Origin of the sequence: Sorangium sp. So ce119 (genome assembly GCF_051524405.1) — a bacterium.
GTDB classification, from domain to species: Bacteria; Myxococcota_A; Polyangia; order Polyangiales; family Polyangiaceae; genus Sorangium; species Sorangium cellulosum_G.
Genome location: NZ_CP150310.1, coordinates 4,296,128 through 4,309,413 on the forward strand (window position 1 = coordinate 4,296,128; position 13,286 = coordinate 4,309,413).

Below are 13,286 nucleotides of genomic sequence, written 5' to 3' on the forward strand. Positions count from 1 at the left end.
CGCTGTCGCGGTCCACGCGCTTCCATGTGCGCGTCGGTTACCACTTTGGCGCCTTGCCGCCTCCCGTGGGCTTCTTGATGTGCGAACGCGCCGCGGTCTAGACTGCGGCCGAAGCTGGTCCGCGTCGGGACGGCTCGCCCGGCGCGTCGAGCTTCTGTCCCGAAAGTCCACGGCCCGCCGGAGGCATCTCTTGATGACGCGATTCCCGCTCACCTGGCCGTCGTCCAGGTGCTCGCTCGTGGCCCTGATCCCCCTGTTTGTCGCCTCCTGCGCCTCGTCGACGCCAGCGCCCTCCGGCGCGAAGAGCGCCACCGGCGAGCGGGACACGGCGATCGTCCACGAGCCCTGCGAGAAGGACTCCGCCTCGGCGGAGAAGGTCGACGTGAACGGCGACCGGACGCCCGACATCATCCACGTGAAGAAGGACGGCCGCGAGGTCTGCCGGGTCGTCGACCTGAACCTGGACGGCTCGATCGACGCCTTCATCTACTATGACGCGAGGGGCGCCGAGCGCCGCCGCGAGTCGGACTTCGACCGCGACGGGCGCGCCGACGAGATCGCGCATTACGAGCGCGGCGCCGTCGTGCTGAAGGAGCGCGAGACCAACTTCGACGACAAGCTCGACACCTGGGACTACTACGAGGGGACACGCCTCGTGCGCCGCGAGCGCGACTCTGACGGCGACCAGATCGTCGACCAGTGGTGGCAATTCAACAACCCGAACGACGAGAAGTGCGCGGTCGTGGCGACCGACAAGAACGCCGACGGCAAGCCCGATCCCGCCGGCGTGGTGGACCTGTGCGCCGAGTCGTACGGCGCGCCGAAGCCCATCGCGCCCCCGCCGAGCAGCGCGGCGCCCCCCGCGGCCGGGGCGAGCGCCGCAGGGCAGCCCGGGGCCCCGGGCGCGCCGCCCGCGAGCGCCGCGCCCGCGCCCGCCGGCGCGGCCCCGGCGACGAGCGCGGCGCCCGCCGGCTCCACGCCCGCCAACGCCGCGAGCCAGCCGGCCGTCACGAAGGGACCATGACATGAGAAGACAGGCGCTCATCGCGCTGACCGCGCTCGGCCTGCTCGGCGCGGCGTGCAGCTCGGATCCAGGGTTCGAAGGCGCGAAGGCGCCGAAGGTCGAGGCGGCTCGCAACGCCGACGGCAGCATCGACGATCGCTCGATGTGCGAATGGAAGGGCAGAGCCGATCGCGAGGCGAGCGAGACCGCCGGGCCGGGCGCGATCCAGCCCAACGTGCGGCGCGTCTGGCAGATCGTGGGCACCGGCGAGGACCGTCATCGGGCGCTCGTGTGCCGCGAGATCGACACGAACTTCGACGGGGTGAAGGACGTCGTCCGCAGGTACAACGACAAGGGCGAGAGCCTTCACGAGGAGTCCGACGCGAACTACGACGGCCGGATCGACACCTGGCTCACGTTCGCCAGCGGAAGGCTGGCCGAGGTGAGGATCGACTCCGATCGCGACGGCAACCCCGACGAGTGGAAGTACTACAGCGGCGGCAAGCTCGCGCGCATCAAGCGGGACACGAACCGCGACGGCAAGCCGGACGTCTGGGAGATCTACCGGATGGGCCGGCTCGAGCGCATGGGCGTGGACATCGACGCCGACGAGCGGGTCGATCGGTGGGACCACGACAACGAGCTGCGGCGCCGCGTCGAGGATGACGAGCGCAGGAAGGAAGAGGAGGCGGCCGCGAAGAAGGCCGCGGAAGACCGGAGCGCCGCGGACGAGGCCGTGGACGGCAGCGGGAGCGCGGAGCCCTCCGGGAACAAGAAGTAGCGCGCGCCTCCTCCAGTCGGTCCGGAGGTCCCTCTCGTCTGCCCGTCCCGCGGCGCGCGCCCTGGTGATCCCGCCGCAACAGGCGCTCGCCAGGGCAAGGGTGCAGGCGCGCTGGCGCAGGGCTCGACGGTGGCTCTGGGAAGCGCGCGCCCGAGGTCGGTCGACGCCGCGCGGGGGGCGTGCTTATCAGAGCCGTCCGCCGGCAGCGTCGGCACAGGTCCTGAAAACATCATGGAAGAACGTCTGCAAAAGATCATCGCGCGCGCCGGGGTCGCCTCACGCCGGGCCTCCGAGGAGCTCATCCTGGCCGGGCGGGTGCGCGTGAACGGCCGCGTCGTGACCGAGCTCGGCTTGAAGGCGGACCGGCAAAAGGACCGGATCGAGGTGGACGGCAAGCGCCTGGTCTCCGAGGTTCCAGTCTACGTGGCCCTGCACAAGCCGCGGAACGTCGTCTCGACCTTGCGCGATCCCGAGGGGCGCCCGACGGTCGCCGACCACGTGCGCGGCACGGGCGCGCGGCTCTACCCCGTGGGTCGGCTCGACTTCGCGACGAGCGGGATCCTGCTCATGACGAACGACGGCGACTTCGCCAACGCGCTGCTCCATCCGCGCGGCGGCGTGCCGAAGACGTACGTGCTGAAGGTCCAGGGGGTCATGAGCGACGACGACCTCACGCCGTGGCGCGAGGGCATTCGCCTGGAGGATGGGGTCACCCTGCCGGCCGAAGCGCGGATCCTGCGGCGCGAGGGAGACAAGACGTGGCTGGAGGTCACCCTCCGCGAGGGCCGCAACCAGCAGATCCGGCGCATGGGCGAGGCGACCGGCTGGCCCGTCATGCGCCTGGCCCGCACGACGTTCGCCGGCGTCAGCTCGGAGGGGCTCCGGCCCGGGGAGTGGCGCGCGCTGACGGTGGATGAGCTGCTCCACATCCGCGAGGCGTTCGGCGTTCCCAAGCGGATCCGCGGCGCGATGATGGGCGCGTCCTCCGGGCCGGTCGATCATCGGCGGGTCGCCGGAGCCGCCCGATCGAGCGCGAAGGCGCCGCATCGACCCGCGCCGGAGGCCGCCGGTCCGGCCGCGCGCAGCCGGACGCCCGCGCCGTCGAGGGCCCGCGCCAGGACCGGCGCCGACGCCCCGGGCGCACCCGGTCCGGGACCGGCTCAACCGCGGGCGCGCTCCAGGGCGAACATCGCCCCGCCGGTCGCGCCCGGCCCGGGACCGGCTCAGCCGCGGGCGCGCTCCAGGGCGAACATCGCCCCGCCGGTCGCGCCCGGTCCGGGACCGGCTCAGCCGCGGGCGCGCTCCAGGGCGAACATCGCCCCGCCGAGCGCGCCCGGCCCCGGGCCGGCTAGATCTGCGCGAAACGCCCGCTCCGAAACGAAGCCTCGAGGAGCTGAGACACGCGGGCCTCGAGCTCGCGGGCCCGGGCGTCATTGATGCCGGCGAGCGCCTGCTTGATCTCGCCGAGCGCCTTGAGCTGACTGAAGAGCTGGACGTCGCCGAGGGCGGCGCCGCCCGTGAGGATCTGGCGGATGCGATCGATCTCCGCGGCGAGCGCCTCCACGCCCACGCCGAGCGCGCCGACGCGACGGCGATCCGGGTGCTCGCGGAAGAACGCCTCGAGCACCGGTTGCACGATGCCCTCGAGGATCGCGGCCTGATCCTGGTTGTTCCAGATGTGCTTGAGCACGAAGAAGTCGCTCGCGTCCGTCACCTGACGGCCGTCCAGGTACGCGCTCGCGGCGAAGAGCTTGAGCATCTTCACGACCCGGCGGTCCGAGAGCGAGATGCCCTCGGCGCGGATCTGGAACACCAGCCCCTTGTAGGCCGACAGGAACGCGTCACTGAAGTTCATCCGCGCGCCGAACCCCCGGCCGAGCTCGGCCAGCTCGCGCGCCGCGACAAGCGGGCGGAGCGGCTCGCCGGCCATGTGCCGGATCTCCTGCTGGATGCCGCGCTGGAGCAGCTCGCTGAAGTGGTAGGCGTCGAGGTTGTCGGACTGCACCCGCAGGAGGAAGCGATCGAAGATCGCCGTCAGCGTCTCGTCGCCCGGCACCTCGTTCGAGGCCGCGAAGACGCTGATGAGCGGGCAGCGGATCACCTGGCCGCCGCTCGAGAACTTGCGCTCGTTCAGCAGCGTGAGCAGCGCGTTCAGGATGGCGCTGTTCGACTTGAAGACCTCGTCGAGGAAGACGATCTCCGCTTCGGGCAGCATCCCCGCGGTGTTCCGGCGGTAGACGCCCTCGCGAAAGGCGCCGATGTCGACCGGGCCGAAGATCTCGTTCGGCTCGGTGAAGCGCGTGAGCAGGTACTCGAAGTACTGGGCCTGCATCAGCTCCGCGAGCGTGCGGATGAGCGCGCTCTTCGCGGTCCCCGGCGGGCCGAGGAGCACGCAGTGCTCGCCCGCGACGACCGCGATCATGAGCAGGCGGATGATCTCGTCCTTGCCCAGGAACTGCCGCTCTAGGCTGTGGGCAAGCAGGCGCAGGCGCTCGTGGAGCGGAGCCGACATGAGGCGAATGCTCGTATCACAGGCCCGCCATCCGGCGCATCGATCGCCGTCACGATCGCCGCGGCGGCGACCGCGGCGCGCTCCCCGGCGCCCGCGCGCCGGGCGGTGGAACAAAACACGAGAGGCCGGTGGGTCACACCGGCCTCTCAGGGTTGCTCGCTGTTGCAGAGCCTATCTCGTGGAGCGGGAGACGGGATTTGAACCCGCGACGTCAACCTTGGCAAGGTTGCACTCTACCACTGAGTTACTCCCGCAGACGTCAGTCACCTGAATCGGGAATCAATCGAAAACTCTGTCTCAAGGCGCTTGTCAGAGAATTCCCGATTCGCGCCAGGTCATCGCTGGAGGTCGCCTCCGTCGATGCGTGGCGGAGGAGTACCAATCGGCGTCGTCAGAGTCAAGCACTCAGAAACAAAACCGAGGATCTTCCGTCGCCGGCAGGTTGCGCAGCCGCTCTGGTCGAGTATTGTGTGGCCATTGCGAGCGAGGGGGCTCGCCAAGCAGCACCGCGCTCGGTGCCGCTCAGAAAAGCCTTCGCGTTCGTGACAGCGGCACCGTGAGGCGGGCTCTTACATCATAAGGGTGCCCGCCGATCGGCGCGCTCTTGGTTGGCCTGGGTCGACCAGGCAGGTCCTTTGGACTTGGGGGGAGCATGAACGAACAGACTGCTTTGCGAGTGGACGTTGCAGAGACGGCGGCGCCGGTCCTCCAGAAGGAGTACCGGTCCGGAGTCCACGCCAAGCGACAGGACGACGATGGCGGCTGGGGGCTCGTCCTGATCGGCCTCGACGCTCCGCCGCGGATCGTGAGCCTCATGGACGGCGCTGTGATCGGCAGCGCCGCGCGCGACGGGCGCATCGAGGGGCACGGGATCGCGCCGGAGCACGCCAAGATCAGCGTCCGCTCGGACGGTTGTTACATCGAGGACATGGATACCCACGACGGCACGTGGGTGAACGGCGTCCGCGCCCGGCGCATCGGCGTGATGCACGGCGACGTGGTCCGCCTCGGCCAGCAGCTCGCGGTCTTCGTCGAGCGGCACCTCGCGCTGTACGACGGCGCGCCGTCGCGGCTCGGGCCGCTCGTCTTCGGGTCGAAGCAGCGCAAGGACTGGATCGACCCGGTGATGAAGCTCGTGCAGTCGGGCTCCAGCGTCTGCATCGAGGGCGCGCCCGGGGTCGGCAAGCGCACGCTGGCCCGCCTCGCCGCCGCGGTGCGCGAGGGCCTGGGCGAGACGCTGGTCGTCGACGGAAGCGCGGAGACCAAGCCGGTCATCCCGCCCGGCGCGCGGCCGATGACGTGGCTCGTCCTCGAGGCCGATCGCCTGCCGCGCCCGCAGCAGCTCGAGATCGCGCACTCGGTCGGCCGCTCGAGCGGCGTCAGCATCATCGCCACGACCGGGCAGCCGCTCGATCGGGCCGCCGGCGATGGGCGCGTGGCGCCGTGGTTCGCGTCGCTCTTCTCCGGCAAGCGGGTCACCATCCCGACGCTGGAGATGCGGCGCGAGGACGTGCCGCTCATCGTGCGCGACATCGCGGAGCGCAACGCGATCGGCCTCGATCGCTTCACCCCGCAGCTCCTGGAGGCGCTCGTCCGCGCTGGCTGGCCGGGCGGCGTTCCGCAGCTCGAGTCCGCCATCGTGACCGCGGCCCAGGCGTCGCCGGAGGGGCCGCTCTCCGTCTCGCCGATCGCTGGGTCGCTCTCGCGCGGACCGCGCGTGAAGCCGAACCTCCCGCCGGCGACGGATCCGTCGCTCGCGCGCGCTCGCCTCGAGGACGCCCTCGCCCGGGCCAACGGCTCCGTCGCCTCGGCGGCGCGCGCCCTCGGCATGTCGCGACAGGCGATCTACCGCGAGGCCGACCGGCTCGGCCTCGACATCGCGCGCCGCAGGGTCCCGCGCGGCTGAGCCGCACCCTCGTTTTCCCGGGAGCCTCCCGGCGCGCCAGCGTCGAGGAGCTCCCGGCGCGCCTCCGCAACGGGGCGCGCATCGCGATGCCGCGAGCCTCGCGATGAAGCGCCCCTCGCGGCGGCGTGCCATCGCGCGCCCGGCGGTGGACGCGGATCTTCAGCCGTAGAATCCGAGAGACGTGTGGCTGACGATCGATCCCTCGTCGGGGTCGATGCACTGCTCGTAATGCAGCATTTCTCCGCGAGACGACGGCGGGAGCGCGCGGAGCAGCGTATAGATGGGGCCGAGGCCGCAGACGCGACGCGTGCCGAGGTCCTGAGCGACGTCGGCGAAGAAGCCCGGCGGATCGATCGACGTGGCGCGCTCGATCGAGGCGAGGTCGCGATCGCGCAGCGCCCTCCGCTGGCGCTCGTCGAGCGGCGCGGGATCGCCGAAGCGCGGGCCGACGTGGGCGAGATCTGCGCCTGCGATCACGAGGACGCGATCGCGGCGCTTCGCGAGGGCGTCGCCGAGCGCCTTCAGGAACGACTCGGCGCCGTCGTCCTGCGCGGGGTCGCGTCGCCGCGCCTGGCAATCCGAGAGACCGCAGAGGATCGGCACGATCGTCGCCGCGCGATCGCCGAGGAGGTGCCGCACGAACACGGCCTGGAACTCGATCGAGTGCTCGTTCTTGTGCAGGTACTGATCCTCGTGAACGTCGAACCGGCTCGCCGCCGCGAGCTCCGAGATCATCTCGCGATCCGGATCGAGCGGGCCGAGCGGCGTCGCGAACGTCTTCTCGCAGACCGCGTACGGGCGGCGCATCGGGGCGTGCGACGTCCCGAGCAGAACGAACGTGTCGACCTTCTCCAGCCCCGGGCCGGTCAGCGCCTGCTCCAGCGCGGCGTAGGCGTGCCCGTAGCCGACCGCGGCGCGCCAGAGGTCCATGTGCGGCGCGCAGAGGCCGACCATGCGCTTCGGCGCGCCTTGCGGCGCGGCGCAGGAAGGCGCCCCGCCCTGCGGCCGCGCGGCGCGGAGGCACTGGCGCTCGATGAAGTCGGCGAGCCTCAGTCGATCGCCGTGGTATGCGCCGCCCGCGTGGGCAGCCATCCGGATCGGCGCCGCGTCGAACGACTGCACGACCGTCCGGCGGCGCGCGTGGAATCGCGGGCTGTCGAGCATCCACGCGCGCTCCAGCTCGTCCGCCAGCCGCGACACGTCGGCGGCGTCCACGCGCTGGCCCGTCGACCGGGAGACCTCTCGCGCGATCTCGTCGATCGACCGCCGCCCGTCGAAGCGCGCGAGCACCGCGGAGCTCGCGGCGGGCACGACGATGGCCGACGGCGCGATGCCCTCGGTGTCGCGCAGCATCAGCGCGCGGCCGAGGCGCTCATCGTGGATGACGACAACCTCCAGAGCTCGAAGCTTCGGGCGCAGAACCGACATCCATCGCGAGGATAGCGCGTACGCGCTCGACGCCCACCTTGCGGCCTCGCGCGACCCCGCGACAGCGGACGCTCCCTCTGTCATCGTAGGGGCGTCCCAGGGGCAGCTCGCGCCTGAACGGACGCGGCCGGTGCTGCGCGTCAGGCCGCTGCGGCATCTCGGATTGCCGCTTCGCGGCGGATGCGCGCGGGACTACGGTCCCTCCATCGAGGCTCCGCACCTACCCCGCCCCACGGCCGCTTCGCGCCCGCCACCCTTCCCGCGGCCAGCACGAGAGACTCCCGACGAATGCGCCGAACCGCGACCCCTGAGCCGCCCGTCCGTGAAGCCGAGCTGCTCGCCGAGCTCTCGGCCGTGTACCGCGAGGCGGAGGAGCTCTTCCATGGCTGGACTTGCCAGGCCTCGACCGAGTGCTGTCGGTTCGGAATCACGGGTCGGGAGCCGTATGTGACGTCCATCGAGCTCGCCGCCGTACGTCGCGCGATCGCGTCCCGAGGGGGCGCTCGCGCGCTCCAGGGGATCGTGCGAGCCGGCGGGACGGGAGCGCCCGAGCCGCCGGCGTCTGGCGGAGACCCGAGCCGGCGGCGCGCGCTGCCGCAAGCCGCGGAGCGGCGGTGCCCGATGCTGACAGGCGCCGGCCGCTGCGCGATCTACGCGGCGAGACCGCTCGGGTGCCGCACCTTCTTCTGCGATCGCGCCTCTGCCGGATCCCCGGTGCGCCACCACGACGTGACCCGGCTCGTCCGCAAGGTGCAGGAAGTCGCGGCGCGTCACGAGTCGGGCGGCGACCTCGGCCGTCCCCTCACCCGCGCGCTGGCGGACGCCAATCCCGGCGCCGCGGGAGGCCCGTCCAGGGCGCGCGCTCGCCGGGGGCGCTGAGCTCGCCGCGCGCGCAGGGCCAGCTCAGGTCCGCTCGACGGCCATCACGCCGGGGATCCGCTGCAGGCGACGGATGACGCTCTTGAGCTGCGCGAGGTCGGAGCAGAGGAACGTGAACGTGTTCATCGCCCGGCCGTCGTCGCCGGCACGACAGGTGGCCTCGCTGATGTTGATGCCCTGCTCGTGAAACGTGTGGCCCACCGTCGCGAGGATGCCCGGGCGGTTCGCCGTCATCACCTTGATCTGCACGGGGCGGTTGATCTTCGCGCGCGAGTCCCACGAGATCTCCACGCGGCGCTCGGGGTCCGTGTCGAACGCCTTGGCGCAGTTGCGGCGGTGGACCGTGATGCCGCGGCCGCGCGTGATGAACCCGACGATCTCGTCGCCGGGAAGCGGGTTACAGCACTTCGTGTAGCGAACGAGGACGTCGTCGATGCCGTTCAGCCGGATGCCGTGGCTGTCGCGCCCCGTGACCTTGCGGACGAGCGACTCGATGCGCCCTTCCTTGATCGACTCCGGCGGCAGCGACGGCGTGCCCGTCTCGTTCTCCTTGGGCGTGGGCGCGAGGAACTCGCACACCGCGCGGACGCTCACCTTGCCGTAGCCGACCGCGATGAACAGCTCGTCGGCCGAGGTGACGCCGAACCGATCCATCACCTTGCGCAGCTCGGCCTCATTCTTGGTGAGGCGGCTCAGGCTCATGCTCCGCTGGTGCATCTCCTTTTCGAGGAGCTCGCGGCCGAGCTTGAGCGACTTCTCCCGCTGCTCCGTGCGCAGGAAGTTGCGGATCTTCGCGCGCGCGCGGCTGGTCGTGACGTAATCGAGCCAGTCCTTCGACGGGTGCTGGCTCGGGTTGGTCATCACCTCGACCACGTCGCCGTTCCGGAGCTTCGAGCGGAGCGGGACGATGGCGCCGTTGACCCGCGCTCCCGAGCAGTGCTCGCCGACCTTCGTGTGGATCGCGTACGCGAAGTCGATCGGCGTCGAGCCGCGGGGGAAGACGCGCACGTCCCCCTTCGGCGTGAAGACGTACACCTCGTCCTGGAACAGGTCGACCTTGACGCTCTCGAGGAACTCGGCCGGGTCCTTGAGCTCCTTCTGGAACTCCATGAGCTGGCGGAGCCAGCCGAACCGCGCCGCGTCCTTCGGGTCGATGCCGCCGGAGTTGCGCTCCTTGTACTTCCAGTGCGCCGCGATGCCCTGCTCTGCCACGCGGTGCATCTCGTGGGTGCGGATCTGGATCTCGATCCGCTCGCGCCCGGGCCCGATCACCGTCGTGTGCAGCGACTGGTACATGTTGGGCTTGGGCAGCGCGACGTAATCCTTGAAGCGGCCCGGGACCGGGGTCCACTGCGAGTGGATGACGCCGAGCGTCGCGTAGCAGTCGGCGACCGACTCGACGAGCACGCGGAACGCGATGACGTCGTAGACCTGATCGAAGTCGCACTGCTGCGCCTGCATCTTGCGCCAGATCGAGTAGAGGTGCTTCGCGCGGCCGGTGACGTCGACCGCGAAGCCCTGCTCCGCGAGCTTGGCCGAGAGCACCTTCGAGACCTCGTGGATGTACTTGTCGCGCTCCTTCGCGGTCGTCTTGACCTTCTGCGAGAGATCCGACCAGGCCTCCGGCTCGATGTACCTGAACGACAGATCCTCGAGCTCGCTCTTGAAGCGCGCGATGCCGAGGCGGTTCGCGAGCGGGGCGTAGATCTCCATCGTCTCCCGCGCGATCCGGTCCTGCGAGTCGGGCTTCATGAACTCGAGCGTCCGCATGTTGTCGAGGCGGTCGCACAGCTTCACGAGGAGCACGCGGATGTCGCGCGCCATCGCCACCAGCATCTTGCGGAAGTTCTCGGCCTGCCGATCTTCCTTCGAAGCGAAGTTGATCTTCGAGAGCTTCGTCACGCCGTCGACGAGGAACGCCACCTCCTGGCCGAAGCTGTTCTCGATGTCCGTGGTCGTCGCGAGGGTATCCTCGACGACGTCGTGCAGGAGCCCGGCGCAGACGCTCGCCGTGTCCAGCTTGAGCTCGGTGATGATCGCGGCGACGCTCGCCGGGTGCGAAAAGTACGGGTCGCCGCTCTTGCGAGTCTGCCCTCGGTGAGCGTCAGAGCTATAGGCGTAGGCCCGGGCGATGAGATCGACGTCTGCAGCCGGCTGATAGGTCCGAACGCGATCGACAAGCTCCGTCAACGTCAGCATGAAGAGTTCGGCGGGCGCAATGCGCCCCCTCCCTTTTGCACGCTAACACCGCGATCTAGGCCCCGCAATTGTGTCACCATGCGCGTGCCCGGCGCAGGGAGCGCGCTCCGCCGGCTCCGTTCTCGTGTCTGTTCGCGTGTGTTCGCGCCCGCTTGCGTCTGTTCGCATCCGCGTGCATCGGGTCGGGTCCGTTCGCGTCTGTTTGACGTTTGAGGTCTGCCCGCGTCTGCCCGTGTCTGATTGTCCGTTTCTGCCCGCTTTCGTGAATTCCATGGAGCCGATCACCGCCTACGTCCACTTCCCGTGGTGCCTCAAGAAGTGTCCCTACTGCGACTTCGTCTCGTTCGCGAAGGCGCGGGAGGCGATCGATCACCGGGGTTATGCCGACGCTGTGCTCGCCGAGCTCCGCAGGCGGACGGAGGCGCTGGGCGAGCGCGAGCTTCGGAGCGTGTTCTTCGGCGGCGGGACGCCGTCCCTGTGGGAGCCGGAGGAGATGGGCAGGGTGCTCGCGGCGATCACGGCGGCCGCCGGCCGGCTCTCGCCGGACCTCGAGGTCACCGTCGAATGCAACCCCACCTCGCTCGATGAGCAGCGGGCCCGCGCGTTCCGAGCGGTCGGAGTCAACCGGCTGAGCGTCGGCGTCCAGGGGCTCGACGCGGAGCGCCTCCGGTTCCTCGGGCGCCTGCACGACCCAGACGGCGGGCTCGGCGCGCTCGCGGCGGCCCTGCGGTCCGGGATGCCGCGCGTGAGCGGCGATCTCATCTATGGTGTCGCCGTGGGGACAGCCGAGCAGGCGCGAGAGCAGCGCCCCGAGCACGCCGCCGCCGAGGCGCGGGCGGTGGCAGCGACCGGCGTGAGCCATATCTCGGCGTACAGCCTCACCGTCGAGCCCGGCACCTCGTTCGGAGAGCTCGCGCGGCGCGGACGCCTGCCGCTCGCCGGAGACGACGGGGTCGCGGACACGTTCTTCGCGATCGACGAGGCGCTCGAGGCAGAGGGGTTGGCCCACTACGAGGTCTCGAACTACGCAAAGCCGGGCCACGAGGCGCGCCATAACCTCGGCTACTGGCAAGGCATTGATTACGTCGGGCTCGGGTGCGCCGCATACGGCACGGTGTCGCGCCCGGATCCGCGCTGGGGCCTGCGGTCGGCCGGCGCGGAGGATCGCGGCGACGCGTTCGCGGTCCGCTACCGGAATGTCGTGAGCCCGGAGCGGTACATGGCCGCCATGGCCGAGGGCGGCGAGGCGATCCCGGTCGAGAGCGAGGAGCGGCTCGACCCGGAGACGCGGCTGTCCGAGCGCATCATGCTCGGGCTCAGGCTGCGCGAGGGGTTCGATCTCGAGGCCGCCGCCGCGGCGCTCGGGGTGCCGGCGTGGAGCGCGGCGCGGCGCAGGGCCGCGGAGCGGCTCGTGCGCGCCGGCCGCCTCGCGGTGACCGGCGGGCGGCTCAGCGTCCCGCGGGCCGCCTGGGTCTTCGCCGACGGCATCGCGGCCGATCTTTTCTGACGCGGCGCCGCGGTCGCGGGCGCGTGACACGTGACGCGCTCGCAGTGGACGTCGGGCGCTGGCCGCGCTCCGATGCTCGTCCCATGAGCCCGCTGCCCACGATCGAGGACATCCGCCGCGCCGCCGCGCGCATCGCGCCGCACGCCCACGTGACCCCCATCATGACCAGCAGGACGATCGACGGCATCGCGGGGGCGCGCGTCTTCTTCAAATGCGAGAACCTGCAGCGGGCCGGGGCGTTCAAGTTCCGCGGGGCGTGCAACGCGGTCATGGCCCTCTCGGACGACGAGGCGCGCCGCGGCGTCGCGACCCACTCCTCGGGCAACCACGCCGCCGCGCTCGCGCTCGCCGCCCGCATCCGCGGCGTCGCTGCGCATATCGTCATGCCCGAGAGCGCGCCCGCCGTGAAGCGCGCCGCCGTGGAGGGCTACGGCGCCCGCGTCGTGAGCTGCGCCCCCACGCTGCGGTCGCGCGAGGAGACGGTCGCCCGCGTGCTCGCCGAGACGGGCGCGGTGCTCGTCCACCCCTACAACGACGCGCACGTCATCGCCGGCCAGGGCACGGCCGCGCTCGAGCTCGCGAGCCAGGTGGAGGACCTCGACGCCGTGGTCGCGCCCGTGGGCGGCGGCGGGCTGCTCTCCGGCACCGCCATCGCGACGAGCGCGCTGTCGCGCGCGCGCACGATCGGAGCCGAGCCCGAGGCGGCGGACGACGCCGTGCGATCGCTGCGCGAAGGGAAGATCCTCCCCTCGAACGACCCGACGACGATCGCGGACGGGCTCCGGAGCTCGCTCGGCGAGCTCACCTTCGCGGTCCTGCGCGCGCAGGGGGTCGAGATCGTCACCGTCAGCGATGCGGAGATCGTCGAGGCGATGCGCGTCGTGTGGGAGCGGATGAAGCTCCTCATCGAGCCGAGCGCGGCCGTGCCCGCGGCGGCGGTCCTCCTGCGCAAGGTCCAGGGGGCGCGGATCGGCGTCATCCTGAGCGGCGGCAACGTCGAGCTGAGCGCCCTCCCGTTCACCTGAGCGAGCTCGGACGACCGCGCCAGCCGCCCCGCGCGGCGCGACGGCG

General features: G+C 71.2%; 10 protein-coding genes and 1 tRNA gene. 7 read left to right on the forward strand and 4 right to left on the reverse strand.

All coding sequences use genetic code 11. The annotated features are described in order from the left end of the window. Positions 1-193 precede the first annotated feature (193 nt). The 3 genes from WME76_RS16160 to WME76_RS16170 all read left to right on the forward strand — a co-directional run bounded on the left by WME76_RS16160 (position 194) and on the right by WME76_RS16170 (position 3,221). Positions 194-1,024, forward strand: coding sequence for a hypothetical protein (locus WME76_RS16160; RefSeq protein ID WP_437960991.1), 831 nt, complete (start codon positions 194-196; stop codon positions 1,022-1,024). Between the two features lies 1 nt (position 1,025). Beyond that, positions 1,026-1,784, forward strand: coding sequence for a hypothetical protein (locus WME76_RS16165; RefSeq protein WP_437960992.1), 759 nt, complete (start codon positions 1,026-1,028; stop codon positions 1,782-1,784). 231 nt (positions 1,785-2,015) lie between these two features. Further along, entirely contained in the window at positions 2,016-3,221 is a 1,206-nt protein-coding gene (locus WME76_RS16170; protein WP_437960993.1) for a pseudouridine synthase, read from the forward strand. Here WME76_RS16170 and WME76_RS16175 read toward each other — a convergent pair. After that, positions 3,133-4,296: an AAA family ATPase gene (locus WME76_RS16175; RefSeq protein WP_433937049.1), complete on the reverse strand. Its 1,164-nt coding sequence runs from the start codon at positions 4,294-4,296 to the stop codon at positions 3,133-3,135. The genes WME76_RS16170 and WME76_RS16175 overlap by 89 nt on opposite strands. A 179-nt stretch (positions 4,297-4,475) precedes the next feature. After that, positions 4,476-4,550: transfer RNA gene (locus tag WME76_RS16180), tRNA-Gly, on the reverse strand. Between the two features lie 422 nt (positions 4,551-4,972). On the opposite strand from WME76_RS16180, the gene WME76_RS16185 reads away from it, so the two are divergent. Continuing rightward, a complete protein-coding gene (locus WME76_RS16185; protein WP_437960994.1) occupies positions 4,973-6,202 on the forward strand; it encodes an FHA domain-containing protein in 1,230 nt (409 codons plus the stop codon). A 159-nt stretch (positions 6,203-6,361) separates the two neighbouring features. Here the strand turns inward: WME76_RS16185 and amrB are convergent, their stop codons facing one another. Further along, positions 6,362-7,630 (reverse strand): AmmeMemoRadiSam system protein B, encoded by a 1,269-nt coding sequence (gene amrB / locus WME76_RS16190; RefSeq protein WP_437960995.1) that lies wholly within the window; start codon positions 7,628-7,630, stop codon positions 6,362-6,364. Between the two features lie 288 nt (positions 7,631-7,918). Here amrB and WME76_RS16195 point away from each other — a divergent pair, with 288 nt between their 5' ends. Continuing rightward, complete coding sequence (locus WME76_RS16195; protein ID WP_437960996.1) at positions 7,919-8,509, forward strand: YkgJ family cysteine cluster protein; 591 nt, start codon at positions 7,919-7,921, stop codon at positions 8,507-8,509. A 24-nt stretch (positions 8,510-8,533) separates the two neighbouring features. On the opposite strand, the gene WME76_RS16200 is transcribed toward WME76_RS16195, so the two are convergent. Then, positions 8,534-10,708, reverse strand: coding sequence for a RelA/SpoT family protein (locus WME76_RS16200; protein WP_061614941.1), 2,175 nt, complete (start codon positions 10,706-10,708; stop codon positions 8,534-8,536). Positions 10,709-10,979: 271 nt separating this feature from the next. Here WME76_RS16200 and hemW point away from each other — a divergent pair, with 271 nt between their 5' ends. Together hemW and WME76_RS16210 are read left to right on the forward strand one after the other, a co-directional pair. Continuing rightward, entirely contained in the window at positions 10,980-12,215 is a 1,236-nt protein-coding gene (gene hemW, locus WME76_RS16205) for a radical SAM family heme chaperone HemW (RefSeq protein ID WP_437960997.1), read from the forward strand. Between the two features lie 83 nt (positions 12,216-12,298). After that, positions 12,299-13,240, forward strand: a complete 942-nt coding sequence (locus WME76_RS16210; RefSeq protein ID WP_437960998.1) for a pyridoxal-phosphate dependent enzyme — start codon at positions 12,299-12,301, stop codon at positions 13,238-13,240. The last annotated feature ends 46 nt before the right edge of the window (positions 13,241-13,286 follow it).

Coding starts and splice junctions, on each gene's coding strand:
- WME76_RS16160 (WP_437960991.1), top strand. CDS start 194: ATGACGCGATTCCCGCTCACCTGGCCGTCGTCCAGGTGCTCGCTCGTG.
- WME76_RS16165 (WP_437960992.1), top strand. CDS start 1,026: ATGAGAAGACAGGCGCTCATCGCGCTGACCGCGCTCGGCCTGCTCGGC.
- WME76_RS16170 (WP_437960993.1), top strand. CDS start 2,016: ATGGAAGAACGTCTGCAAAAGATCATCGCGCGCGCCGGGGTCGCCTCA.
- WME76_RS16175 (WP_433937049.1), bottom strand. CDS start 4,296: ATGTCGGCTCCGCTCCACGAGCGCCTGCGCCTGCTTGCCCACAGCCTA.
- amrB (WP_437960995.1), bottom strand. CDS start 7,630: ATGTCGGTTCTGCGCCCGAAGCTTCGAGCTCTGGAGGTTGTCGTCATC.
- WME76_RS16195 (WP_437960996.1), top strand. CDS start 7,919: ATGCGCCGAACCGCGACCCCTGAGCCGCCCGTCCGTGAAGCCGAGCTG.
- WME76_RS16200 (WP_061614941.1), bottom strand. CDS start 10,708: ATGCTGACGTTGACGGAGCTTGTCGATCGCGTTCGGACCTATCAGCCG.
- hemW (WP_437960997.1), top strand. CDS start 10,980: ATGGAGCCGATCACCGCCTACGTCCACTTCCCGTGGTGCCTCAAGAAG.
- WME76_RS16210 (WP_437960998.1), top strand. CDS start 12,299: ATGAGCCCGCTGCCCACGATCGAGGACATCCGCCGCGCCGCCGCGCGC.